This window comes from Bradyrhizobium sp. Ghvi, from assembly GCF_900115265.1.
Lineage (GTDB): Bacteria > Pseudomonadota > Alphaproteobacteria > Rhizobiales > Xanthobacteraceae > Bradyrhizobium.
In genome coordinates this window covers 308,754-332,568 of record NZ_FOVU01000007.1, presented here as the reverse complement: position 1 = coordinate 332,568, position 23,815 = coordinate 308,754, and the positions used below count along the sequence as shown (strand labels likewise).

24 protein-coding genes are annotated in these 23,815 nt (G+C 63.7%); 15 read left to right on the top strand and 9 right to left on the bottom strand.

Annotated elements, in window-relative coordinates:
* Positions 1-157 precede the first annotated feature (157 nt).
* Complete coding sequence (locus tag BM374_RS26420) at positions 158-2,062, top strand: diguanylate cyclase (RefSeq protein WP_092298870.1); 1,905 nt, start codon at positions 158-160, stop codon at positions 2,060-2,062.
* 4 nt (positions 2,063-2,066) lie between these two features.
* On the opposite strand, the gene BM374_RS26415 is transcribed toward BM374_RS26420, so the two are convergent.
* Together BM374_RS26415 and trhO are read right to left on the bottom strand one after the other, a co-directional pair.
* Positions 2,067-2,285: a SlyX family protein gene (locus tag BM374_RS26415; RefSeq protein WP_092298867.1), complete on the bottom strand. Its 219-nt coding sequence runs from the start codon at positions 2,283-2,285 to the stop codon at positions 2,067-2,069.
* On the bottom strand, positions 2,275-3,027 hold the full coding sequence (gene trhO, locus BM374_RS26410) for an oxygen-dependent tRNA uridine(34) hydroxylase TrhO (RefSeq protein ID WP_092298864.1): 753 nt from the start codon (positions 3,025-3,027) through the stop codon (positions 2,275-2,277). The genes BM374_RS26415 and trhO overlap by 11 nt, the downstream gene beginning before the upstream one ends.
* Positions 3,028-3,209: 182 nt before the next feature.
* Between trhO and ggt the strand changes: the two genes are divergently transcribed.
* The 5 genes from ggt (at position 3,210) to BM374_RS26385 (ending at position 9,419) form a co-directional block, all read left to right on the top strand.
* Positions 3,210-4,796, top strand: coding sequence for a gamma-glutamyltransferase (gene ggt, locus BM374_RS26405; RefSeq protein ID WP_092298861.1), 1,587 nt, complete (start codon positions 3,210-3,212; stop codon positions 4,794-4,796).
* Positions 4,797-5,014: 218 nt separating this feature from the next.
* The gene (locus BM374_RS26400; RefSeq protein ID WP_092298858.1) at positions 5,015-5,578 is read left to right on the top strand and encodes a (2Fe-2S)-binding protein; all 564 of its coding nucleotides are present in this window, start codon (positions 5,015-5,017) and stop codon (positions 5,576-5,578) included.
* Positions 5,579-5,582: 4 nt separating this feature from the next.
* The gene (locus BM374_RS26395; RefSeq protein WP_092298855.1) at positions 5,583-6,599 is read left to right on the top strand and encodes an FAD binding domain-containing protein; all 1,017 of its coding nucleotides are present in this window, start codon (positions 5,583-5,585) and stop codon (positions 6,597-6,599) included.
* 2 nt (positions 6,600-6,601) lie between these two features.
* Entirely contained in the window at positions 6,602-8,893 is a 2,292-nt protein-coding gene (locus tag BM374_RS26390; RefSeq protein WP_092298852.1) for a xanthine dehydrogenase family protein molybdopterin-binding subunit, read from the top strand.
* 133 nt (positions 8,894-9,026) lie between these two features.
* Positions 9,027-9,419, top strand: a complete 393-nt coding sequence (locus BM374_RS26385; RefSeq protein WP_244552698.1) for an FKBP-type peptidyl-prolyl cis-trans isomerase — start codon at positions 9,027-9,029, stop codon at positions 9,417-9,419.
* Between the two features lie 160 nt (positions 9,420-9,579).
* Here the strand turns inward: BM374_RS26385 and BM374_RS26380 are convergent, their stop codons facing one another.
* Positions 9,580-9,798, bottom strand: coding sequence for a CsbD family protein (locus BM374_RS26380; RefSeq protein ID WP_092298846.1), 219 nt, complete (start codon positions 9,796-9,798; stop codon positions 9,580-9,582).
* 129 nt (positions 9,799-9,927) lie between these two features.
* Here BM374_RS26380 and BM374_RS26375 point away from each other — a divergent pair, with 129 nt between their 5' ends.
* The 3 genes from BM374_RS26375 (at position 9,928) to BM374_RS26365 (ending at position 11,513) form a co-directional block, all read left to right on the top strand.
* Positions 9,928-10,440, top strand: coding sequence for a cupin domain-containing protein (locus tag BM374_RS26375; protein WP_092298843.1), 513 nt, complete (start codon positions 9,928-9,930; stop codon positions 10,438-10,440).
* A 129-nt stretch (positions 10,441-10,569) separates the two neighbouring features.
* A complete protein-coding gene (locus tag BM374_RS26370) occupies positions 10,570-10,998 on the top strand; it encodes a VOC family protein (RefSeq protein WP_092298840.1) in 429 nt (142 codons plus the stop codon).
* Between the two features lie 26 nt (positions 10,999-11,024).
* On the top strand, positions 11,025-11,513 hold the full coding sequence (locus BM374_RS26365; RefSeq protein WP_092298837.1) for a VOC family protein: 489 nt from the start codon (positions 11,025-11,027) through the stop codon (positions 11,511-11,513).
* Between the two features lie 147 nt (positions 11,514-11,660).
* On the opposite strand, the gene BM374_RS26360 is transcribed toward BM374_RS26365, so the two are convergent.
* Both BM374_RS26360 and BM374_RS26355 read right to left on the bottom strand, forming a co-directional pair.
* A complete protein-coding gene (locus tag BM374_RS26360; RefSeq protein WP_177248545.1) occupies positions 11,661-12,773 on the bottom strand; it encodes a hypothetical protein in 1,113 nt (370 codons plus the stop codon).
* Positions 12,773-13,474, bottom strand: coding sequence for a FecR family protein (locus tag BM374_RS26355; RefSeq protein WP_092298832.1), 702 nt, complete (start codon positions 13,472-13,474; stop codon positions 12,773-12,775). The genes BM374_RS26360 and BM374_RS26355 overlap by 1 nt, the downstream gene beginning before the upstream one ends.
* 173 nt (positions 13,475-13,647) lie before the next feature.
* Here BM374_RS26355 and BM374_RS26350 point away from each other — a divergent pair, with 173 nt between their 5' ends.
* Complete coding sequence (locus tag BM374_RS26350) at positions 13,648-14,952, top strand: phospholipid carrier-dependent glycosyltransferase (protein ID WP_092299036.1); 1,305 nt, start codon at positions 13,648-13,650, stop codon at positions 14,950-14,952.
* A gap of 51 nt (positions 14,953-15,003) precedes the next feature.
* On the opposite strand, the gene BM374_RS26345 is transcribed toward BM374_RS26350, so the two are convergent.
* A complete protein-coding gene (locus BM374_RS26345; protein WP_092298829.1) occupies positions 15,004-15,645 on the bottom strand; it encodes an OmpA family protein in 642 nt (213 codons plus the stop codon).
* Between the two features lie 377 nt (positions 15,646-16,022).
* Here BM374_RS26345 and BM374_RS26340 point away from each other — a divergent pair, with 377 nt between their 5' ends.
* Complete coding sequence (locus tag BM374_RS26340) at positions 16,023-16,268, top strand: hypothetical protein (RefSeq protein WP_092298826.1); 246 nt, start codon at positions 16,023-16,025, stop codon at positions 16,266-16,268.
* Positions 16,269-16,310: 42 nt separating this feature from the next.
* On the opposite strand, the gene BM374_RS26335 is transcribed toward BM374_RS26340, so the two are convergent.
* Together BM374_RS26335 and BM374_RS26330 are read right to left on the bottom strand one after the other, a co-directional pair.
* Positions 16,311-18,032 (bottom strand): FAD-dependent oxidoreductase, encoded by a 1,722-nt coding sequence (locus BM374_RS26335; protein ID WP_092298823.1) that lies wholly within the window; start codon positions 18,030-18,032, stop codon positions 16,311-16,313.
* Positions 18,033-18,078: 46 nt separating this feature from the next.
* Entirely contained in the window at positions 18,079-18,546 is a 468-nt protein-coding gene (locus BM374_RS26330; protein ID WP_177248540.1) for a MarR family winged helix-turn-helix transcriptional regulator, read from the bottom strand.
* Between the two features lie 250 nt (positions 18,547-18,796).
* Between BM374_RS26330 and BM374_RS26325 the strand changes: the two genes are divergently transcribed.
* On the top strand, positions 18,797-19,051 hold the full coding sequence (locus BM374_RS26325; RefSeq protein WP_092298817.1) for a hypothetical protein: 255 nt from the start codon (positions 18,797-18,799) through the stop codon (positions 19,049-19,051).
* A gap of 117 nt (positions 19,052-19,168) precedes the next feature.
* Positions 19,169-20,329: a winged helix-turn-helix domain-containing protein gene (locus BM374_RS26320; protein WP_092298815.1), complete on the top strand. Its 1,161-nt coding sequence runs from the start codon at positions 19,169-19,171 to the stop codon at positions 20,327-20,329.
* Positions 20,330-20,437: 108 nt separating this feature from the next.
* Here the strand turns inward: BM374_RS26320 and BM374_RS26315 are convergent, their stop codons facing one another.
* A complete protein-coding gene (locus tag BM374_RS26315; protein ID WP_502689461.1) occupies positions 20,438-20,866 on the bottom strand; it encodes a ribosomal maturation YjgA family protein in 429 nt (142 codons plus the stop codon).
* A gap of 76 nt (positions 20,867-20,942) precedes the next feature.
* Here BM374_RS26315 and BM374_RS26310 point away from each other — a divergent pair, with 76 nt between their 5' ends.
* Both BM374_RS26310 and BM374_RS26305 read left to right on the top strand, forming a co-directional pair.
* Positions 20,943-22,271, top strand: a complete 1,329-nt coding sequence (locus BM374_RS26310) for an MFS transporter (RefSeq protein WP_092299033.1) — start codon at positions 20,943-20,945, stop codon at positions 22,269-22,271.
* 270 nt (positions 22,272-22,541) lie between these two features.
* Positions 22,542-23,648, top strand: coding sequence for an efflux RND transporter periplasmic adaptor subunit (locus BM374_RS26305; RefSeq protein ID WP_092298810.1), 1,107 nt, complete (start codon positions 22,542-22,544; stop codon positions 23,646-23,648).
* The last annotated feature ends 167 nt before the right edge of the window (positions 23,649-23,815 follow it).

Here is a 23,815-nt window from a genome sequence, read left to right as displayed (position 1 = left end):
GTTTCCGACAATCCTGATAAGACCTTGTTAGTGATCCGCGGAGAGTCCGATCCGTAGGAGTACGGAAAAACCCGTAGATGAATGCGAATTTCCGCAGGCGCTTCAGGGTTCAATAAGAGAAGCGGCAGAGTTTCCGGAAATTGGAGATTTCTGCCGCATGAACGTCGCCTCTCAGAGAACCGGATGGAGCCGCCTGCCGTTGCGCGCGGCCGCATTCGTCGTCCTCACATGTGTCGCGATCCTCGGCGTCAGCGGCTGGCGTGAATGGGCCGCGCGCGATGCGGTGCTCAAGGGCGCCGAGACCGAGATGGCGAACGTCGCGCGCTCGCTGACGCAGCATGCCGAGGACAGTCTTGATCTGCTGGATTCGGGCGTCGTCGGCGTCGTCAGCCGACTGGAGATGGACGGCACCGGGCCCATTACGATCGCCAAGTTGCGCACTCTCCTGGAGGCGCGCAAGAAGGCGATGGAGCGCGTCCACAGCCTCGCCATCATCGACGATCGCGGCAACTGGCTGACGTCGCCCGGCACGATCGCCTCAACGCTCAGCGATGACGCGTTCTTCCGTCATCATCAGCTCTCGCCCAAGCGCGAGGCTTATGTCGGCCATCCCGTCAAGAGCCTTCTGGACGGCGAATGGGTCATCACCCTGTCGCGCCGCTTCGACAAGCCGGACGGGAGCTTTGGAGGCGTCGTGCTCGCGGCGATCGGCTCCCGCTATCTGTCGCATTTCTACGAGCAGTTCGAGATCGGACGCAACAGTTCGGTGTCGCTGACGTACGGCGACGGCACGATCGTCGCGCGAACCCCCAACAACGAGAAATTCGTCGGCCGGAATGTGAGCGATGGCCCACTGTTTCGCGATGCCAGCCTGCAGGGGCCGAGCGGCGCCTATTATTTCAAGTCACTGCTGGACGGCGCCGAACGCGTCAGCTTCTTCAAGCGCAGCGGCCGCTATCCGCTCGTCCTGCTTGCCACCGTCGACAAGGAGGAGTTGCTCGCACCATGGCGGGCCGCGGCGCTCTCCCGCATGCTGTACGTGGTCGCCCTGGTGATGCTGATCGCGATCATCGGCGCGGTGCTGGTGCGGCAGTTGCAGCGCGGCCAGCGCATGGCCGCGGCCTTGGTCGAGAAGGAGGCGCATTTCCGCCTGCTCGCCGAAGGCTCCAGCGACATGGTCACCCGGATCGGACTCGACGAGCGGCTGCGCTATGTCTCGCCCTCGTCCAGCCGCGTCGTCGGCTGGCGCCCCAATCAGCTGATCGGCACGGACGCACTCGCCGGCATCCACCCGGAAGACCGGCCGCACGTCCAGGCCGTCGTCGACGCCATGAAGCGCGGCGACACCGACGAAGCGCGCCTTACCTACCGCAACGCGCACCGGCAGAAGTCCGAGGTCTGGCTGGAATCGACCATGCGCGTCACGCGCAAGGACAATGGCAGCGTCGACGGCGTGGTCGCGATCTCGCGCGACATCACCGAGCAGAAGCAATTGGAGACCAGGCTCGAGACGCTCGCGATCGAGGATAGCCTCACCGGGCTCGCCAATCGCCGCCGTTTCGACGAGCGGCTCAACGAAGAATGGGCGCGCGCCTACCGCGACCGTTCCAGCCTGGGCCTCTTGATGATCGACGTCGATCACTTCAAATCCTACAATGACGAATATGGCCATCCTGCCGGCGATGCCTGCTTGCGCGTGGTCGCCAAGATCATCGCGGCCGAAACGCAGCGGGTCGGCGATCTCGCGGCTCGATATGGCGGTGAGGAATTCGCCATGCTGCTGCCGAACACTGATGCCGCGGGCTGCGCCCGGCTCGGCGAGCGGATCCGCAGCGCTGTCCGCGATGCAGGTCTGGTCCACGCTTCCAATCCGGCGGCGTCCTGCGTCACCGTCTCGGTCGGCGGTGCCACCTGCCGGCCGGCGTTCGAACGCACCGCGGGCACGGGATCGCTGGTGGAAGCTGCGGACCAGGCGCTCTACGCTGCCAAGGATGCCGGCCGCGACCAACTGGTGATGTCCGGTGAGGTCACGGACCTGTTGCCCAAGGCGTCCGGTCAGTAGTCTTTCAATAATGTGGCGGCCGCTCGTTGGCAGGGCCCGGCGCGTTGGCTTCGGCCTCCTGCAGACGCTCGCTGAGCTGCGCGAGTTGCCGTGTCAGCGCGTCAATCTGCTTCCACTGCGCGGTGATGGTCTGGTTCAACGTCTCGATTGCGTCGTCCTGATAGGCGAGGCGGGCCTCCAGCGTGTCGACACGCTCGGCGAGCGCCTTGATCTCATTCGTCACGTGAGTGCTCCTTGTCCCGTTCGCGCAAGCCGTGACCGAGCGCGACGCGCTCGTCGAACACGAAGCATTCGCCGCGCCAGCGGCTCTGCGCCTCCGGGATCTGTTCGAGATATTTCAGGATACCGCCCTTGAGGTGATAGACCTCGGCAAAGCCGCGGGCCAGCAGATGCGCGCTCGCCTTCTCGCAGCGGATGCCGCCGGTGCAGAACATCGCGATCCGCCGGTGCTTCGCCGGATCGAGCTTTTCCGCGGCAAAATCCTTGAACTGGCCGAAGCTCTTGATCTCGGGGTCGACCGCGCCCTCGAACGTTCCCATCGCCACCTCGAAGGCATTGCGGGTGTCAAGCACCAGCGTGTCGGGTGAGGCGATCAGCGCGTTCCAATCGTCCGCTTCGACATAGGTGCCGACCTGCCGGGTCGGATCGGCTTCCGCATCGCCAAGCGTGACGATCTCCTTCTTCAGCCGCACCTTGAGCCGGCCGAACGGCATCGCCCCCGCAGTCGAGTATTTCAATTCGAGATTGTTCAGCCTGCCGCCAAACATGTCGCCGTGTGCGAGCTCGCGAGCGAAAGCGTCGATGGCCTCGCCCGCGCCCGCGACCGTGCCGTTGATACCCTCCCCGGCCAGCAGAACGCTGCCCTTCAGGGACAGATCGGCGCAGAGAGCGCGCAGCGGCTCGCGCAGCTCGCGGTAATCAGGGAGGGCGGCGAATTGGTAGAACGCACAAACCTTGTAGATCATGCGTCCATTTAGCAGGCGACTGACGCCCGGAAAACCCGCAAGCAACAGCTCTATTCCCGGCGGATGGCAGCCATCTTCCTGGTATGCCAGCATTGCCCGGATGGGCTGGAATATGTCATGTAAGCCTTGTTCCGGGATGGCGGACCATCCGCGCCCCCGGTCTGAGAAAGAGCAAGAATTCGATGAGAAACTTCCATTTCCCCGGCAGGTCCACCGTACACGCCACCAACGCGATGGTGGCGACCTCGCATCCGCAGGCATCACTGGCCGCGATCGAGGTGTTGCGCGAGGGCGGCACGGCGGTGGACGCGGCGGTGGCGGGCTCTGCTTTGCTGGGCGTGATTGAGCCGCAATCGACCGGCATCGGCGGCGACTGCTTCGCGCTGATCCAGCCGCGCGGCGAGGGCAAGATCGTCGCCTATAACGGCTCGGGCCGCGCGCCGATGGCGGCGAACGCCGACTGGTATCTCGAGCGCAAGATCAATTCGGTGCCGCTGACTTCGGCGCATGCGGTTTCGATCCCCGGCGTGATCGATGCCTTCGCGACCGTGCTGCGCGACCACGGCAAGTTCGGCTTCGACCGGCTGCTGCAGCCAGCGATCAAGGCGGCCGAGGAAGGTTATGTCGTCGCGCCCCGCGTCGCCTTCGACTGGAAAAACCAGTTCGAGAAGCTGAAGGGCGGCACCAACACCGTCCGCTACCTGTTGCCGGGCGGCAAGCCGCCGGTTGCGGGCGACGTCATCCGTCAGGCCGAACTCGGCAAGACGCTGCGTGCGATCGCCAAGGACGGCCGCGATGCGTTCTACAAGGGCCCGATCGCGGAAGACATGGTCGAGACCCTGCGCGGCATCGGCGGCCTGCACTCGCTGGACGATTTCGCCGCGCACAGCACGGAAGTCACGACGCCGATCGGCACGATGTACAAGGGCTACGACGTCTGGCAGTGCCCGCCGAACGGCCCCGGCGTCACCGCGCTCCTGATGCTCAACATCCTGTCGCGGTTTGACCTGACGAAGCACGCGCCCGTCAGCGTCGAGCGCTTCCATCTCGAGGCGGAAGCTGCGCGCATCGCCTACATGAACCGGGAGATGCATGTTGCCTCTCCGGAGCACATGAAGATCAACGTCGCCGAGATGCTCGAGAAGGGCTTTGCCGACGAGTACATCAGCAAGATCCGCTTGGACGGAATGCTCGACCTGCCGAACGTTGCGCCGCCGATGAATCCCTCGACCATCTACATCACCGTGGTGGACAAGGACCGCAACGTCTGCTCGTTCATCAACTCGGTCGCGCATTCCTTCGGCTCGGCCATCGTCTCCAACAAGACCGGAGTGCTGTTCCAGAACCGCGCCGGCGGATTCCGCATCCAGCCGGGCCATCCCAACTGCATCGAAGGCGGCAAGCGTCCGCTGCACACCATCATGCCGGGCCTGCTCACCAAGGGCGGCCGTTCGACGGTGTCGTTCGCGGTCATGGGTGGCCAGTACCAGCCGACCGGCCAGACCCGTCTCCTGACCAACATCCTCGACTATGGCTGCGACGTGCAGGAGGCGATCGATATGCCGCGCGGCCTGCACTACGAGGGCCAGTATCAGCTCGAGGACAGCGTGCCGGTCGCTGTCGTCGAAGGCCTCAAGAAGCTCGGCCACAAGACCAGCAGCGTGGTCGGCCCGCTCGGCGGCGCCCAGGCGATCTGGATCGACTGGGACAAGGGCACGCTGACCGGCGGTTCCGACCCGCGCAAGGACGGCTGCGCGCTCGGTTATTGATCGTCGCGAGGTTCCTCGCACGGGATCAGGAAAAGTTGACGAGGGCGACGCGGCATCTTGCTGCGTCGCCCTTTCTTGTGCGGAACGGAGCTCATTGCTTGAGGTTATGGGGCGATGAGTGGCGCGGGCGCGCGCTGCTTGTTGCAGACCAGCGGCGGAGGCCGTCCATGCCCGAACATTCAAGTTCCCGATCGTCCGGATTCGACAGGCGCGCCTTCATGGCGGGCGCTGCCGGTAGCGCTCTTGTTCCGATGACGGCGCGCGCGGCCGCGCAGGACGCGCGGCCGGTGACGGCGCAGGATCCATCGCTTCCCGTCGACGTCACGTTGCGGGTGAATGGCAAGGACAAGCGCCTGAGCCTCGATGCGCGAACCACGGTGCTGGATGCCCTGCGCGAACATCTCAAGCTCACCGGCAGCAAGAAAGGCTGCGATCACGGTCAATGCGGCGCCTGTACCGTGCTGATCGGAGACCGCCGCGTGGTGTCGTGCCTGACGTTGGCGCTTGCGGCCGAAGGGCAGGAGATCACGACCATCGAAGGCCTTGCGACCGACGACCATTTGCATCCGATGCAGCAGGCCTTCATCGACAACGATGCCTTCCAATGCGGCTATTGCACGCCTGGCCAGATCATGTCGGCGATCGCTTGCGTGAAGGAGGGGCACGCCGGCAGCGATGCCGACATCCGCGAGTACATAAGCGGCAACATCTGCCGCTGTGCCGCCTATCCCAACATCGTCGCTGCCATCAAGCAGGCCGCGCCCGAGATCATGAAAGGTTAGGCGTATGCGACCGTTTTCATATCAGAGGGTGACAGACCCTGATATGGCCGTGCAGGTGCTTAGCGCCGCCGCGGCCGCCAACAATCCGCTGACAAAGGCAGCCGCACAGCCGCTTGCCGGCGGCACCACGCTGATCGATTTGATGAAGCTCGACGTGATGCGGCCCGCCGCGATCGTCGACATCAATCCGCTTTCGGAGGGCTGGTCGGCAGTCGATCCCGGCGGTGAGAGCCTCCGCCTCGGCGCGCTCGCGAAAATGTCCGATGTCGCCGCGCATGATGAGATCCAGCGCAACTATCCGGTCGTAGCAAACTCCTTGAAACTCGCGGCCAGCGCCCAGCTTCGCAATATGGCGACGCTCGGCGGCAACGTGATGCAGCGGACGCGCTGCAGCTATTTCCGCGACGTCTCCTACGAGAATTGCAACAAGCGCAATCCCGGCTCCGGCTGTGCCGCGATGGATGGCGTCAACCGCATGCATGCGGTACTCGGCACTTCGGACCAGTGCATCGCCACCTATCCCGGCGATTTTGCCCAGGCGCTGATTGCGCTGGACGCCTCGATCGAGATTACCGGTAGATCCGGCACCCGCAGCATGCCGTTTGCGGAGCTGCACAAGGCCCCCGGCAACACGCCCGAGATCGAGACTACCCTTCAACCGGGCGAGTTGATTTCGGCGTTCGTCATTCCCGGCCGCTGGCCACGCTCGGTCTATCTGAAGGCGCGCGACCGCCAGTCCTATGAATTTGCACTCTCGTCGGCCGCGGTCGCGCTCGACGTACAGGACGGCACCATCAGTGATGCTCGCGTCGCGCTTGGCGGTGTTGCCACAGTGCCTTGGCGTGCGCGCGAGGCGGAAGCGCTGCTGAAGGGCCAAAGGTTTGACGACGCTCTGGCGCAGCGCGCCGCCGATGCCGCTTTTGCAGACGCCAGGGGGCGCCAGCACAACGGTTTCAAGATCGCGCTCGGCAAGCGCGTGGTAGCACGCGCGCTCCAGCAGGCCGTAACGATGGAGATCTGACCATGACCGCTGCAGCTCCCGAGCCGAAGGCGAATATGGGGCAGCCCGTGCCGCGCTATGATGCGGTCGCAAAAGTCACGGGGCGGGCGACCTACGGCTCCGACATGCCGCTGGACAATCCGGCCTATGCGTTCCTGGTCACCAGCGCAATCTCTAAAGGCCGCATCAACAGCTTCGAACTCGACGACGCCAAACGCGTGCGTGGCGTGATCGACATTGTCACATACCAGAATGCGCCCAAGCTGAAGGAATCGAAACTCTTCAGCAATGGTGGTTATGCCGGCACCACGATCCAGCCGCTGAAATCGGCGGACGTCGCCCATGACGGAGAAATCATCGCGGTGGTCGTCGCGGAGAGCTACGAGGCCGCGCGCGAGGCGGCCAATCGAGTCAAGGTCAGCTACACGGCGATCACGCCGGCTGCGAGCTTCGACTCGCCGGGAACGACGAAAGCCGCAGCGAAAGGCCAGAACGGGCAATTCAAGGAAGACCCACAAGTCGGCGATTTCGCCAAGGCATTCGACGAGGCCGAGGTGAAGCTCACCGCTTCGTACGATACCCCCACGCAGCACCACAATCCGATGGAGCTGTTTTCGACGAGTTGCGTCTGGATGGGCGACGATCTCGTCATCTACGAGCCAAGCCAGTATGTCTATGGCCTGAAGAACGGCGTTGCCGAGCAGCTCGGCATCGATGCCGACAAGGTGAGGGTGGTCAATCCCTACGTCGGCGGTGGCTTTGGTTCGCGTGGCTCGATGACGCCGCGGACCGCCATCATCGCCGGTATCGCGAGGCGGCTGAACCGGCCGATCAAGCTGGTCCCGACCCGCGACCAGGGTTTTACCATCGCAACCTATCGCGCCGAGACGCGGCACGAGATCAAGCTCGGCGCGAGCCGGGACGGCAAGCTCGTCGCGCTCAGGCACGAAGGCGCCGAGGTCTCCTCGCGCGCCGATCCCTATTGCGTCGGCGGTACCAAGACCACCACGCGGCTCTATGCCTGCCCGAATGTCGACAGCCTGGTGTCGATCGTGAGGGCCGACCGCAACACGCCGGGCTTCATGCGCTCGCCGCCGGAGGTGCCGTATCTGTTCGCGCTGGAGAGCGCGATGGACGAGCTTGCCGTGAAGCTCAATATGGATCCGGTCGAGCTCCGCCGCGTCAACGACACCATCAACGAGCCGATTGGCGGCAAGCCCTATACATCGCGCGCGCTGATGGCGTGTTTCGACGAAGCGGCCAAAGCCTTCGGCTGGGCTCAGCGCTCGGCCGCGCCGAAATCCATGTCCGATGGCGACTGGTTGATCGGCTATGGCTGCGCGGCCACCTGCTATCCGACGCAGATGGCGCCGTCGGCGGCGCGCGTACGTCTGCAGCGCGACGGTCGCACCCGCGTCGAGATCGCCGGCCATGAGATCGGCACCGGCGCCTATACCATCATCGCCCAGACCGCGTCCGAGCGGCTCGGTGTTCCCTTGGAGAAGGTCTCCGTCTTTATCGGCGACAGCGACCTGCCGCCAGCTCCGGTCGCGGGTGGCTCCAATTCCACGGCGAGCACGTGCTCGGCGGTGATGATGGTATGCGACCAGGTCCGCCAAAGATTGTTCAAGGCGTTGATGCCGAACGAAAGCCTCACGGACAAGGCCAAGGAAACGGTCGGCATCGGCCAGACGCCGACGACCCAAGCGGCAAAGAGTGATCGTCCACTCGATCTGGAGAAGGCGTTCGACGCGCTCGGGGTTGGTGTGGTCGAGGAATATGGCGAGTGGAAGCCGGAAGGCGCGCCGCTGGATTCCTTCAAAGCCATGCATAGCGGCCACGCGCGGCTGGTCGGCGGCGCCGCCATGAAGGACAAGATCGCCTATGCCTTCGGTGCCGAGTTCGTCGAGGTCCGCGTCAACCGCTTCACCCACGAGATTCGCTGCCCCCGGCTGGTCGGCGCCTTCGCGGCTGGCCGCATCTTGAATCCGCGCACGGCGCGGAGCCAGCTCATGGGCGGTCTGATCTGGGGCATGTCCTCGGCGCTGCTGGAGGCCACCGAGATCGACGAACGCACCGCGCGCTACGTCAATGACAATTTTGCCGACTATCTCGTGCCCGTGAATGCGGATGTGCCTGGTGTCGAGGTGATCCTGATCTCCGAGCAGGACGATCACATCAACCCGGCTGGCGCGAAGGGGCTTGGCGAGCTCGCCAACGTCGGCACCAACGCGGCGATCTGCAACGCGATCTATCACGCCACCGGCCAGCGCATTCGCAAGCTGCCGGTGCGGCTGGAAAATATCGAGGTCTAAAGGGGTGGAAACCATGGGCTCGTTGCGCTAGACACCTTCGGCCTCAAACGGAAGGTGTCTTATGCAGCGTTTTCAGCGCATGCTCCTCGCCATCATGTCGGCACTCGCGATCACGTCGATCGGCAGCGCATCGATATTCGTTTCCACCACGGCCTCGGCCCAGACCGCAGGAAAGACCATGACCACAGCTTCAGGATTGCAGATCACCGATAGCGTCGTCGGCACCGGCGCCTCGCCGAAGCCCGGCCAGATCTGCGTGATGCACTACACCGGCTGGCTCTACGAGAACGGCCAGAAGGGCAAGAAATTCGACTCGTCCGTCGATCGCAACGAGCCGTTCGAATTCCCGATCGGTAAGGGTCGCGTCATCGGCGGTTGGGACGAGGGGGTTGCCACGATGAAGGTCGGCGGCAAGCGCACGCTGATCATCCCGCCGCAGCTCGGCTACGGCGCGCGCGGGGCCGGCGGCGTGATCCCGCCGAATGCGACGTTGGTGTTCGATGTCGAATTGCTTGGCGTGAAATAATCTTCGGCCGTCACCCGGGCTTGTCCCCGGCATCCACGTACTTCGTTCGTGTGGCCAAGACGTGGATGGCCGGGTCAAGCCCGGCTATGACGGACAGAGCTCAACACAAACAAAAAGACCGGCCTTTCGGCCGGTCTTTTCACATTCAGTCAGACTGGGGTTACTCCGTCGCGCGACGTGCTGATGCGGCGGCGCGATCAATCGCATCCTTGGCGGCGTCCTTGGCATCGCCCATGGCCTGCTGGCCCTTGCCCTTCACCTCCTGGACCGCACCTTCGCCCTTCATGCGTTCGGAGCCGGTGGCTTCACCGATACCCTGCTTGGCCTTGCCGATGGCTTCGTTGGCGTTGCCTTTGATCTTGTCGGTCGTGCTACCCATGAAACTCTCCTTGCAGTTTACCAGCGAGGACAACGTCTGGCGGCTACGAGGGTTCCGATTTTGCTATGGCTTGCGCATGCAGCTTTGGGCTAGCTTGCCGCGCACGGAACCAACAGAAAGCACGAGAATATGACCGGCCATGATCACTCGCATTCTCACCATGACCACGATCACGACGATCGCTGGAAACATGACGGCGTCCGCGTCATTCCCGGCAATCAGCTCGACACCAACGTGCCCTCGACCGCGGGCATGGACCGCGCCGCCGCGATCAACTTCGCCCGCGTCGGCGCCCAGAAACTGTGGGCAGGCACGGTCAGCATCAAGCCGGACGCCAAGACCGGCGCCCATCATCACGGCCATCTCGAAAGCGTCATCTATGTGGTGAAGGGCAAGGCGCGGATGCGCTGGGGCGAGAGCCTGCAGTTCACCGCCGAGGCCGGCCCCGGGGATTTCATCTTCGTGCCCCCCTACGTGCCGCACCAGGAGATCAACGCCAGCCCCGACGAGGTGCTGGAATGTGTGTTGGTGCGCAGCGACGGGGAGGCGGTCGCGATCAACCTCGACATCGAGCCGGTCGAGAAGCCCGAGACCGTGTTGTGGATCGACCCTGTTCATCGCGATCCGAACGAGAAGACGTAAGCTGGCCAAGCCGTGCGGGGTTCGGTGCCATCGAGCCTCGCAGATAGCGCGCAAAAAATTATTCTGAAGCGGTGTCGGGTGGCAGCCCGGCCGTCCGTCCTTGGGCAGAACCCACCCAAGGAGCTTTTGATGCCCAGGATGATTTTCCTCAATCTGCCGGTGACCGATCTCAGGCGAGCGACTGCCTTCTACGAGGCGATCGGGGCGATCAGGAACCCGCAATTCAGCGACGACACGGCGAGCTGCATGGTCTTTTCCGAGACCATCTACGCGATGCTGACCACCCACGACAAATTCCGTCAATTCACGCCGAAGCCGATCGCCGACGCAAGGACCTCGAACCAGGCGCTGTTCTGCCTGTCCGCCGATAGCCGGAACGAGGTCGACGAGATCGTCGGCAGGGCCGAGGCTGCGGGCGGAGTGGCTGATCCCAGCCCGAAGGACGAATACAGCTTCATGTATGGCCGCAGCTTTGAGGATCCGGACGGCCATATGTGGGGTGTGAACTGGCTGGACATGGCAGCCGTCCCTGCGAAGCCGGTTTTGGCGAACGCCTGATCGAAATCTGAAGAGGAGCATTCACGATGTCCAAGCTGGTCCCCTGCATGTGGTTCAACGGCGATGCCGAGGAAGCTGCGAAGTTCTACGTCTCGCTCGTACCGAATTCAGCGATCACGCACGTTCAGCGCAACGTATCGGATGGTCCGTCCGGCAAGGAGGGCTCGGTGCTTGTCGTCGAGTTCACGGTGGCCGGACAGCCCCTCGTCGCACTCAACGGCGGCATGAAAATGGAATACACCCACGCGATCTCGCTGATGATCCATTGCGACGATCAGGCTCAGGTCGACAGCGTCTGGAACGCGTTCCTGGCTCATGGCGGCAAGGAAGAGCAGTGCGGTTGGCTCAGGGACCGCTGGGGCGTGGCCTGGCAGGTGGTGCCGAAGGTGATGTTCGAGTTCCTGTCGAGCCCGGATAGGGCCGCTGGCGCCCGCGCGATGCAGGCCATGATGAAGATGGTGAAGCTGGATGTGGAGGTCCTGCGGCGAGCGTTCGAGGGCAAGTCTGCGGCGTAGCGGCAACACAGGTGTCGTAGGGTGGGTTAGCCGAAGGCGTAACCCACCACGTCTGTGACCGCGGAGATGAAAGAGGTGGGTTACGCCCTGCGATTGCGCTTTGCGCAATCGCAGGGCTAACCCACCCTACGAGACCGTTTGCATGCCCTAATAATTAATCCGCAGCCCCACGCCGCCGTGGATGGTGTTGCCCACCGGCTGTGGCCCGAGCGTGCCATTGGCAAAGACGTCCACGACCCAGCCCTTCTGCACGCGGAAGCCGAGGCGGCCGCCATATTCGAACCAGCCCTGGTTGCCCATCGTCGGCACCACCGTGCCGTCGCCGGTCACGGTGGCGACGATGCCGCTATGGCTGGCGAACGACTGCACCCAGCCGCCATTGAGGTTGGTTTCGATATTGCCGGCGAAGAGATGGGTCCATTGGCCGCCGATCTTGACCAGGCTGGTGCGGTCGGTGCCATCAGCAACGGTGGCGTCGAACGGATTGAATGCGGCCGTGTTGTCCGCGTAACCCGACACGCGCTGCCAGAGCTGCCAGACCTCGATGGAGGCCGCGACCTCGTCGCGCGGTGACAGGCGGCTCATCCAGCCGGCGCGGCCATAGACTGCGTAGTTCGCGGCGTTGGTCGAGCTCGTTACCGTCACCGGGCCGAGGCTGGTGTTGTAACTGCGGGTGTAGCGCGCCTTCTCCCATGGAGTCAGGATCGTGCCGACATCGAAGAACGGACGCGACGAGCCCCAATCGGTGAAATCATAGCGTAGCGCGAAGGCGCCAATCGGCGCGCTGGTGATGTGGTAGCTGCCCTCGCTGTATTGCGTGTAGGCGAGACCGGCCAGCAGCGACAGATTGGGCGTCAGTTCCTTGCGGCCGTGGATGCCGGCCGAAAACGAGCCCGCCGAGCCGAACGCGCTGACGCAGTCGCTGCAATTGACCTGCTCGTTGACGCCAAGCAGCACCGTTCCGAGCACCCGGTTGGTGATCATCTGGTTGAAGCGCTGGCCCGCGAGCCCATTGACTGCGTTGCCGCTGGAATCGGCACCTGTCGGCGTGGGACTCGGTGACGGATTCGGATTCGGGGTCGGTGATGGGCTCGGCGACGGAGAGGGGCTTGGTGACGGATAGGGGGTCGGCGAGCCACATTCGGACTCGCAAGTGCTCGCAGCCGCGGCTGGATGGACGATGAACGTCGACAGCGCAAGGGCAGCAATCGCAGCCAATGCGCCGGCCAGGACGAGCCTCTTGACGCCGGGCATCATCATCAGCGTCCGCACAGCATGCCGTCGTCATGGACGGCGGGGCTAATGATCGGTGAGGCGTCGGCATACTGGTTGACGGCGCAAAGCCCGGCATTGGCGGCGCAGTTGGCCGCGAAGGTCCAGGGCGGCGTGTTGCTCTTGATGATGGAGATCTTGCCGCCGGTCGAGGTGATGACCGCGGTGTCGCCGGGCTGAGTGAGCTGGATGCACTGGAAGTTCAGCGTGCAGACGCTGGCCGCGCCCTCCTGAAGCACCACGACCGAGCGGCCGCGCTGTGACAGGATGTCGAGCGTGGTGCCGCGTACGCCGATGGTCGCGAGTGGCGTCGTGATCTTGTAGGCGGTCTTCTGCGAATGGCCGGTGACGAAGCGGAAGGCGCCGGTGGCCATGCGGATCGCGACGTCGCGATAGCTGTGCTCGTCGTTGAAGACGGTGCGGTCGAGCTTCAGCGTCGCGCTCGGCCCGAGCGACAGATTGGTGCTGTCGGCCATCACGAAGCGCGCGGCGCTGTCGGCGCCGGTGCGCACGGTCTCGTCCCGCAGCATGCTGTCGCCGACGCTGATGGGCGTCGTGGTCGCGGCGACGCGGACCACCTCGTTCTGGACCAGGACGGCTTCGCCGACGCGCGTCTGGGCCTGCGCACCAGGCGCAGCGCACAATGCGGCCGATAGCAGTGTGGGGAAAAGCAGAAAACGTAAATTCATTTTGTAACCGATCGAGGTCCCTGATCGTACCGGATCGCGCACGCTTGTGTTGTGGCGGAATTATCACAAACGACGCGGGACGAGCGTTAGCTTAGTGACAGTTGCGGCAGAATGCGTTCAATGGATCGGCTGAGTCATTTTTTATTCGCGGTGACGTAGATTTGCCACGCAAAATAGCCCCACAGCCGTCGCGCGAAGCACATGCGGTTCCGACGGCGTCGCGAAGCGCAGTGATTGCTGTCGCGATCTTCCTAGCCGCTCATTTCGCGCTGCTGATCGGGCTGGTGACACCGGAAAAATTCGTCTTCGACGAGGTGCACTATGTGCCGGCTGCACGGCAGATGCTCGGCTCCACGGCGACGCAACCGATGCTCAATCCGATGCATCCGCCGCTGGCGAAGGAGCTGATCGCAGCTTCGATCGCGGCCTTCGGCGACAATTCATTCGGCTGGCGTTATCCGGCGACGTTGTTCGGTGCGCTCGCAATCGTCGCGATCTATCTCTGCGGCCTCGCGCTGTTCTCCGCACAAGGGCCCGCGATCGCGGCGGCACTGATCGCAGCGTTCAACCAGATGCTCTATGTGCAGGCGCGCATCGCGATGCTCGACATCTTTGCGCTCGGCTTCGGCCTGCTCGCCATCGCTGCCTTCATGCACGGCTTTCGACGCGAGCGGCCGCAGGCGCTGTTCGCGCTCGCAGGCAGCCTGTTCGGTCTCGCTGCCGCCTGCAAATGGAGCGGATTGTTTCCGCTCGGCGTCTGCATCGTCATCGTTGCGGTGGTTCGTCTGATGCAGGGCTGGCACGCGCTGTTTGCCGATGCCAAACCAGGCGATTGGTACCGCCCCGATCTCTGGCCTGCATTCAGGGCGCATCATGCCGCGCTCTGCTTCGCGCTGCTGCCGGCCGTGACCTATCTCGCCGCCTTCGTTCCGCTCTATGGCTTGTCGCTGCCGGATCTGATCGAGGCTCAGCGCCGGATCTTCGCCGACAACACCACCACCGCGATCGGCGGCCACACCTATATGAGCTCGTGGCCCTCCTGGCCCTTGCTGGCGCGGCCGGTCTGGTTTCTGTTCGACAAGACGACAGACGACAACGTGGCGGCGATCGTCTTCCTCGGCAATCCCTTGGTGCTGTGGCCGGCGCTGCTCGCGCTTGTCGTGGTGCTGCGCGACTTCATCGTTGCGCGTCGCTGGGATGCGTTCTTGATCGCGGCGTTCTATTTCGGGCCCTGGCTTGCCTGGGCGCTGCTGCCGCGCACGCTGGGCTTCATCTACTATTATCTGCCGGCCGCCACCGCAGCTTCGCTTGCGCTCGTCTATCTGCTGCGCAGAGACGGCCTGCCGCGCTGGGTGCTGTGGGCCTATGTCGGCGTTGCCGGGATCGGCTTTGCGGCGATGCTACCGATTTCAGCCGCCTTCGTCGGCACGTCGATGCAGATGTTCAATAAGCTCATGCTGTTTCAGAGCTGGATCTGACGACAGAAAACCGCCCGCCGCTGTCGCGGCAGGCGGTGTCGATTGCCGCAATTATTTCGACGCCGTCTTGGTATCCATGTTCACGACCTGGACGCGACGGTTGATCGGGTCGGCGCCGTTGGCGGCGTCCTTCAGCTTGGTCTTGCCATAGCCAACCGTGACGAGGTCGTTGCCATTGAGGCCGTAGTTCTGCACCAGGTACTTCTTGATGGTGTCGGCGCGGCGCTCCGACAAGCCTTGATTGTACTCCTCCGTGCCGATCGCGTCGGTATGGCCGGCGACGACGAAGGTCGAGCCCTTCAGCGACGGATCGGACAGCGCCTTGCCGAGCGCCTGCACCGAGGCGACGGAAGTCTTGGCGATATCGGCCGAGTTGTAGTCGAACTGGATCTCCAGATCGATTTTCGGCTTGGACGCCGCGAGCTCGGCGATCTGATCGCGTTCGCCCATCGAGAGCGAACGGGTCGGCCGGTTGCGCACGGTATTCAGGAAGGTCGCTTCCTTGGCCTGCGCCGTCGGATCGACCTGCGGACCAGCGGACAGGCCACGGGTGACTGGCTTGGGCTTCAACGCGTCCAGGATCTGGCTGGTGGAGACATTGGTGTCGCCGGCGAAAGCCAGGCCGGCCGTCAGCGACAGCGCGGCGGTGAGCGTGATCGCCTTCAGTCCAAAAGACTTACTGAAATGGGTCATTGTCGTATCCTCGCTGTAACGCCTGATGGCGATTTGATGCGGCGAGCATAGGGAAGGTTCAAATGCTCGAATGTGATCTTTGTCACGTTCGTGGCCAGGGCTTCCGGCTTACGCTGGCTCCCTCAGGGAACCGGTACTTTCGCTCCCGGCGCATGCAGACGCGGGAGAGTATTGTTGAAACCTATGTACGCCGTTCGTCGCAAAGCGGTCGCGGCATGGTCCGTTCAAGGACAAGCTTTCGGCCAGATGCGCGCCTAGCAAGCAATTTCATCCGACAATTGCAGACGAGGGGAGCCGAGTTCCATCCAGTGCCGAGGCCAAGTGACTATCAGCTCTATCGCAGCGGCCCGCCTGATCGGACTGTGTCTCTGAATGCCATGCCCATCTACATCGGTGCGGCGATGATTGCGGTCGCAATCCTGCTCTCGACGCTGATCACGGGGCTTACCAGCCGCTATGTCGGCTTCGAAGCGCCGACCGACGACAACATGTGGCTGGTCGACCGTCTCACCGGCAGCGTCTATCGCTGCCAGTCGGAGGGGCGCGGCAAGGCCAATTGCGAACCCGACATCGCCACCGGCAGCCTCAGTGACCGGCCCAAGGCGCCACGGGACAGCCGCTGAGCGTTCCTGACTAGGGCCGCGGCCCGGGGTGCCGCACACGAATCAGCTTGCCAGTCGCGTCGCGTGGTTCGCATCATATCCGAGCGCGCGCGCAAGGACGTGCCTGATCGTTCCGGCCTGCGAAGCGGCACCGCGCCAGGCCACGATCTGGTCCGGACGTATCAAGGCGAGATCGGCGTCATAGAGATCGCGCAAGGCTGGGGACAGCGTGACCAGCTTCACGTCGACGCCAAGCTTATCGATGGCATCGGCGACCGCAGCTTGGGCCGAGGCGACCTCGCCGAACTGCAGCAGTGTCCATTCGAACCCGAACAAATCGTACAAGGACGCACGGTCTTCCAGCCACACATGCGGCGCACGGCCGCCGGGGCAGGCAGTCGGCACATAGACGTTCGCGGCATCGGGTGGCGGCTGGCTGCCGTCGGAGACGATGATCGGCGAGCCGTCGTAGCGGCAGCCGAAGGTCACGCCGGGGATGTTGAATTCGGCACGGGCGTGCTGCTCAAGATAGGCGCCCGCAATCCGCCGGGCCTCGCGGCCTTCGTCCGTGTCGAGCTCGATCTCCGGCGCGGGTGTGAACAGACCGAGCGAATCCGCGAAGCGCCGCGCATAATTGGTGTTGCGAAGCGCCACCGGACGCCGCTCGACCTCATAGGTGTCGAGCAGCGCTGCCGGGCTGGCGCCCTTGACGACGCTGGCGAGCTTCCAGCCGAGATTGACTGCATCCTCGATCGCCGTGTTGTAGCCGAGCCCGCCCGTCGGCGTGAACAGATGCGCGGCGTCGCCGCCGAGGAAGGTTCTGCCCCGCTGCATCCCGTTCGCGACCAGCGCGTGACCTGCGGTCCAGGTCAGGAAGGACAGCACGTCGCATTCGATCGGCGCGCCGCAGGCGCGTTGGAACGCGGCCTTGGCCTCATTGGTCGTGATCGCGTTCTCATCTTCGCCGGGCCGAAGCTGCGTATGAAATGCGAACTCGTCGCGCCCGTTCACCGAGGCCATGAAAGCGCGGCGGTCGCCGTTGAAGCAATTGTACATCCACGCTTTGGCGTGCGGGACGCTCGCGTAGAATTCCGGTGAACGGAGATAGACGGCCAACATGCGGCCACCCATGAAATCACGCTGCGTCCCGGTCTCGCCGCCATAGACGATCCCGAGCGATTGCCGGACCATCGAGCGCGGCCCATCGGCCCCGACGAGGAAGCCGGCCTGGACCTGAGAGCGGCTACCATCATCGAGGCGTTCGATCTCGCCGACGATGCCGTCGTCGCTCTCGACGTAGCCGATCAGCCGATGGCCATAGTTGAGCTGGATCCCGGGAAGCCGATCGGCATGGCGACGCAGCACGGCCTCGACATATTTCTGCGAGACCCGATGCGGCAGCTCCGCCGCACTCCAGGAGCCCGACAAGCCCTTGACGAGTTCGCTTGCGCGTGACGATGACGGCAAGGCAAAGCGCGCGAGTTCGTGGCCGGTGTAGCGAGTGAAATATGCAACGTCGGTCGGATAATCCGTGGGCAGGCCTTCGCGCCTGATCTCATCGGCAAAGCCCAGCCGACGATAGTGCTCCATCGACCGCGCCTGCGTCGCATTGGCTTGCGGGTTGAAGGCCGTGCCCGGCTTTTCGTCGACCAGGATCGCGGATACGCCGCGCCGGCCCAGCTCGTTGGCCAGCATCAGCCCGCATGGTCCCCCGCCCACGATGAGCACCGAGGCCGTCAGACGTGCCTCCAAGGCGCTTCTCAAGACGTATCTCCCTACCAGCATTATCCTGCATGGTAAGGGAGCCTGACGATATCGTCAAGCAGCCTGACTAAATGTCCTCGTCGAGCGTGTCGAACTTCGCGCCGTAGGCCGCCAGGCCCTTCAGGATCGCATCCATGGCTGTCTTGCCGAGCTCGCTGCGCATCTCATTTTCGGCGATGTCGACGGCTTCGCGGAATGCATCCAGCCATTCAAGTCCGGCCGGGGTGAACATGACGATACGCGCGCGCTTGTCGGTAGAATCGGCAATGCGGTCCACGAGGCCGAGCTCGGCGCATTGGTCGACCAACTCGCCCATCGCCTGCTTGCTCATCGAGGCGCGGCGGGCGAGCTCCGTCAGCCGTGTCCCCTCCACATCGAGATTGCGGGTCAGGCTGACATGCGCGATGCGCGTTTCGTCGTGTCCCCTGTCGCTCATCAGCTCGAGCACGCGCGCCTCGAAGCGTCGCACCGCGTTGTTGAGCAGGCGGCCGATATTGGCATGCCGCCACGCCGTTCCCGCCTTCTTGCTACTCAAGTGATGTGCTTTCGAATCGAGCCTGGATGGTTGCCGGACTGTGCGTCGCGGGCATCGTCCTGTCCATCCAAATACCCGATTGCGGAGGCGCGGGCGGAAACAGTCGTGTCGGCCCGTCAAGTGGCCGGCCGATCCCATTGTCGCGCGGGCCGCAAAAAAATGTCTTCTCCGCGAAACGTTGTCGGTAGAGAATACGTAGTTGCGAATGCCGGCATGACGCCGGTTTCGTTTTACTTAAGGAGACTTTTCGATGAAGACCTTGCTCACCGCCGCAGCCTTTGTCGCGTTCGCCTTTTCGCTATCCCCCGCATCCGCCGCCATGATGGCGTGCACCAAGGACAACATGATGAAGTCTGCCGCCATGATGGGCGGGACCCCGGACACGCCGGCCAAGATGGCGGCGAACAAGGAAATGGCCATGGCCAACACCGACATGAGCAATGGCAAGATGAAGGGCGCCTGCATGCACTACATGAAGTCGCAGAAGGCGATGATGATGAAGTAGGCGCAACGCGCACCATCATCCGGCCGCGCCGTCAGCAGATTGGCAGCGCGGCCTTTTTCTTTTGTTTGCGGTCCCGGCCTTTCTCTCCGAGCGAATCCCGCTACATTGCCTTCCGCAATGTCCCGCGCACCCAAACCCTTTCCACTCCCGACGACACAGGCCCGGCAGATCTGGCTCCGCGCCCAGCGGCTCGACACGCGCGCGCCGTTCGGAGAGGGCGCGCAAGCCGTCACCGAGGCGGTTGCCCATCTCGGCTACGTCCAGATCGACACCATCAACGTGATCGAGCGCTGCCATCATCACATCCTCTTCAGCCGCATCCCGTCCTATCGCCGCGCCGATCTGCGTCACGCGCAGAGCGTCGACAAGAGCGTGTTCGAGTACTGGACCCATGCGCTGTCCTATGTTCCCTCGGGGGATTTTCGTTTCTTCCTGCCGGCGATGCGCGAGCACAAGCGCGAGGGGCACAAATGGTATGCCTCGGTGACGCCGGCCGACACGCGCAAGGTGATGCGGCTGTTGCGGGCCGGGCCGCTGACGATCCGGGACATCGAGGACGACGTGCTCACCGAGAAGGAGCATCTGTGGCAGACCCGCAAGCCCTCCAAGCGCGCGCTTCAGCTCGCCTTCTACACCGGCGTCGCGACCATCAGCGCGCGCCAGGGCATGCTCAAGACCTATGATCTGATGATCAGGCATTTCGGCTGGGACAAGCTGCCGAAGCCGGCCTCGCCCAAGGAGATCACGGCCTATCTGCTCGACCGCGCGTTACGCTCGCAGGGCGTGGTGAGCCTGGATTCGGTCTGTCATCTCGATGCACCGAGCAAGAAGGCGGTTGCAGCCCTGATCGCCGCGCGCGTCCGCCGCGGCGAGCTCGTGCCCGTCGCGATCGAGGGTGCCGGCAAACAGGAGCATTGGGCTATGCCTGCGACGCTCGAGCCGCATGAGGTGTCGTCCGATCTCGTTCACATCCTCTCGCCGTTCGATCCGCTGATCATCCAGCGCAAGCGCACCAATCTCATCTTTGGCTACAACCATCTGTTCGAGGCCTATGTGCCGAAGTCCAAGCGCAAGCTCGGTTACTTTGCGCTGCCCGTGCTCGTTGGCGACGAGATCGTCGCAGCGCTCGATCTCAAAACCGACCGGCAGGCCGGAAAGCTCTTGATGCAGAAATGGACCTGGATCGGGCAGGGGAAGAAGACGGCCGGCCGCAGGGAGCTCAAGCAGAAGATCGAGGATGAGCTCGATCGGTTCGAGCGGTTTCAATTGGCGGAGTGAATTGGTTTTGTGGGTGGATCAGCGATGCGTAATCCACCATCGTCTATTTCTGCGGAGACAGAAGAGGTGGGTTACGCCCAGCGGTTGCGCTTCGCGCAATCCGCGGAGCTAACCCACCCTACGCAGTTGTGCGAGCCAATCGATCCAAACGCCGAACGCAATCCCGACTGCATAAGCCACCAGATTCCACAGCGAGAAGATGCGCCCGAGCAGCAACGCGCCGGCCGTCGTGAGGCGGAACGCATCGAGCCAGGGCGTGTGCACCAGCCGGGACAACTCGACCAAAACCGCGATCATGATCGCGGTGGTTGCGATCTGCGTCCGCGTCAGCCGCGGCAGCAACACTCCGACCAGCAGAAACACCATCGTGGCCCATAGCAGTGAGCCGCCATACTTTACGACGAAAGCGGGGAAGCCGAGCGGAAAGCCGCACCAGCGCAAGCCCAGCCCGCAGGCAATCACAAGCAGGGCCAGTCCAGCCCGGATCAGCCTCCTCCGTCTCGGTGCAATGGTGTTGACCGGCGGCGCTCCGTGGATGGCTTCCATTGACTCTTCGCCCGCGATGCTCAAAACCGCCAATCAGCCCATAAAAGCAACAACCCTGGGGGAAACCATGAGCCAGACCACGACCTATACCGGCTCCGCCGGCGCGAAAAGCGCCATCGAGACCTCGACCATCCGCGCCATCTCCTGGCGCCTGATCCCATTCCTGGTGCTGGCCTACTTCTTCTCCTATCTCGACCGCGTCAATCTCGGCTTCGCCGCGCTGATCATGAATGCCGAGTTGAAGTTCACCCCACTGATCTTCTCCTGGGGCGCCGGCATCTTCTTCATCGGCTATTTCATCTTCGAGGTGCCGAGCAACCTGGCGCTGGAAAAGTTCGGCGCCAGCCGCTGGATCGCCCGCATCATGGTGACCTGGGGCATCATCTCGGCATTGATGGCGCTCACCAGCGGTGTCACGAGCTTCTACGTCCTGCGCTTCCTGCTCGGCGTCGCCGAGGCCGGCTTCTTCCCGGGCATCATCCTCTATCTCACCTATTGGTATCCGGCCGAATATCGCGCCCGCTTCCTCGCAGCCTTCGCCATCGCCGTGCCGGTCTCGACCGTGATCGGCGCGCCGATCTCGGGACTGCTGCTCGGGCTCGACGGCGCCATGGGTCTGAAGGGCTGGCAGTGGCTGTTCATCCTCGAGGGCGTTCCCTCGGTGCTGCTCGGCATCGTCACCTGGTTCTATCTCACCGACAGGCCGGAGAAGGCGGATTGGCTCTCGGCCGAGCAAAAGGCCTGGCTCAAGGCCAAACTCGATGCGGAAATCGCCATCAAGCAGGCCGTGAAACATCCCTCGCTCGGCCAGGCGCTGTCCTCCCCGAAGGTGATCGCGCTCAGCCTGATCTATTTCGGCTTCGTCGGCGCGCTCTACGGCATGCAGTTCTGGCTACCGCAGATCGTCAAGGCGTTCGGCCTCACGAATGCCCAGACCGGCTTCGTCACCGCGATCCCGTTTCTGTTCGGCACCATCGCGATGATCCTGTGGGCGCGGCACTCGGATGCGACGCGCGAGCGCGTGATGCATGTCGGCGCACCGCTGCTGCTCACCGCGGTCGCGCTCGGCGTGTCCTCCTACCTCACCGACCCCACCATGACGATGGTGACCCTGACGGTCGCCGCGATCGGCGTGTTCTGCTGCTTCGGCGTATTCTGGACGCTGCCGACCGCCTGGCTGTCAGGCACGGCCGCGGCCGGCGCCATCGCCCTGATCAACTCGGTTGGCAACCTCGCCGGTTTCGGCGGGCCCTATCTGATCGGCTGGGTCAAGGAAGCCACGGGCCAGACCTCGACCGGCCTCCTGGTGCTCGCGGTGCTGCCCCTGATCGCCGGCATCCTGGCCTTCATCGGCGGTCACGACAGCAAGCATGAGTTTGCCGATCGGGCGCGGTGAGGAAGCGTGCACAACCGCGTCGTCGCGTAGCGTGCAAAACCGCGTAGTCGGGTGGGCAAAGGCGTTCTGCGCCGTGCCCACCATTTTCCTGTTGTCGGCCAAGGTGGTCGGCACGCTCGCTTTGCCCACTTACGATAGCACCGTCGTGGCAACTTTCTCTCGGCCATTACCACCCCTTAACGATCACGCATTCCTGATGACTGACGATTATTGACTTTTATCAGTGATTAGTCGACATTCGTGTCATTGCAGACGCAGGAGTGTCCTCCGATGTTCGTTCGGTCGGTTTTGTCCAGCTATTCCAAGCTCTTGGCGGGCGTGTCGCTGGCCCTGATGGCTGTCGCGCTGGCTGGGTGCAACGATACCGTGGCGCAAAAGTCCGAGCCGCCGCGGCCGGTTCTGGTTGCGACTGCGCATTATGATGCCGAGACCCCGGAGCGCAGCTTCGTCGGCACCATCAAGCCCCGGATCGAGAGCGATCTCGGCTTTCGCGTCGCGGGCAAGGTTGCCAAGCGCCTTGTGGAAGTCGGCCAGACCGTGGAAGTCGGCCAGGCGCTCGCGACCCTCGACGAGGTCGACCTGAAGCTCCAGGCCGAGCAGGCGGTCGCCGAACAGACCGCCGCCACCGGCGTGCTCGCCCAGGCCGCCGCCGCCGAGCAACGCGCCAAGGACCTGAAGGCCAAGGGCTGGACCACGGATGCGGCGATGGATTCGAGCCGCGCCGCTGCCGATGAGGCCCGCGCACGCCTCGACCGCGCGATCCGCTCGGTCGAACTGACCAGGAATTCTCTTTCCTACGCGACGCTCGTCGCCGACGCCCGTGGCGTCGTCACCGCAACACTGATCGAGCCCGGCCAGGTGGTGGCCGCAGGCCAGGCCTCGATCCGTGTCGCCCGCTTTGCTGAAAAGGAAGCGGTCGTCGCGATCCCTGAGACGCTGGTTGGACGTGCCAAGTCGGGCGTCGCCAGCGTCACTCTTTGGTCCGAGCCGGACAAGAAATATACGGCGAAGCTGCGCGAGATCGCGCCGGCTGCCGACCCCGCCACGCGGACTTACCTTGCAAAATTCTCGCTGCCCGAAGCGGACGACAAGGTCGCGCTCGGCATGACCGCGACGCTGACGCTGTCGGACGCCGCCACCGAGCGTGTCGCGCGGCTGCCGCTGTCGGCACTGTTCAACGAAGGCGGCAAGCCCTCCTTCTACGTCGTCGACGATAACGGCAAGGTCACGCTCAAGCCGGTCGCGGTGAAGGCCTACGACAGTAACGACGTCATCATCACCAGTGGTGTGGAGGAGGGCGCCAAGATCGTCGCCCTCGGTGTTCAGAAGCTCGATCCCGGCCAGAAGGTGCGGGTCGTGTCGTCGCTGTCTTTCTAGAGTGTACGCGTTACGTCGTGTGAGGTGAGTTTCGGCCTTTGTCCTACGCGAAGGCTGAAGCGGCGAAGCGATCCAGAACCTGCCCAGCCCCCTGGATTGCTTCGCTGCCTCGCGACGATGCCTTGAACAGAGCGGCTGTCGTCTTTGCAACTGGATCGTCTTTCGGA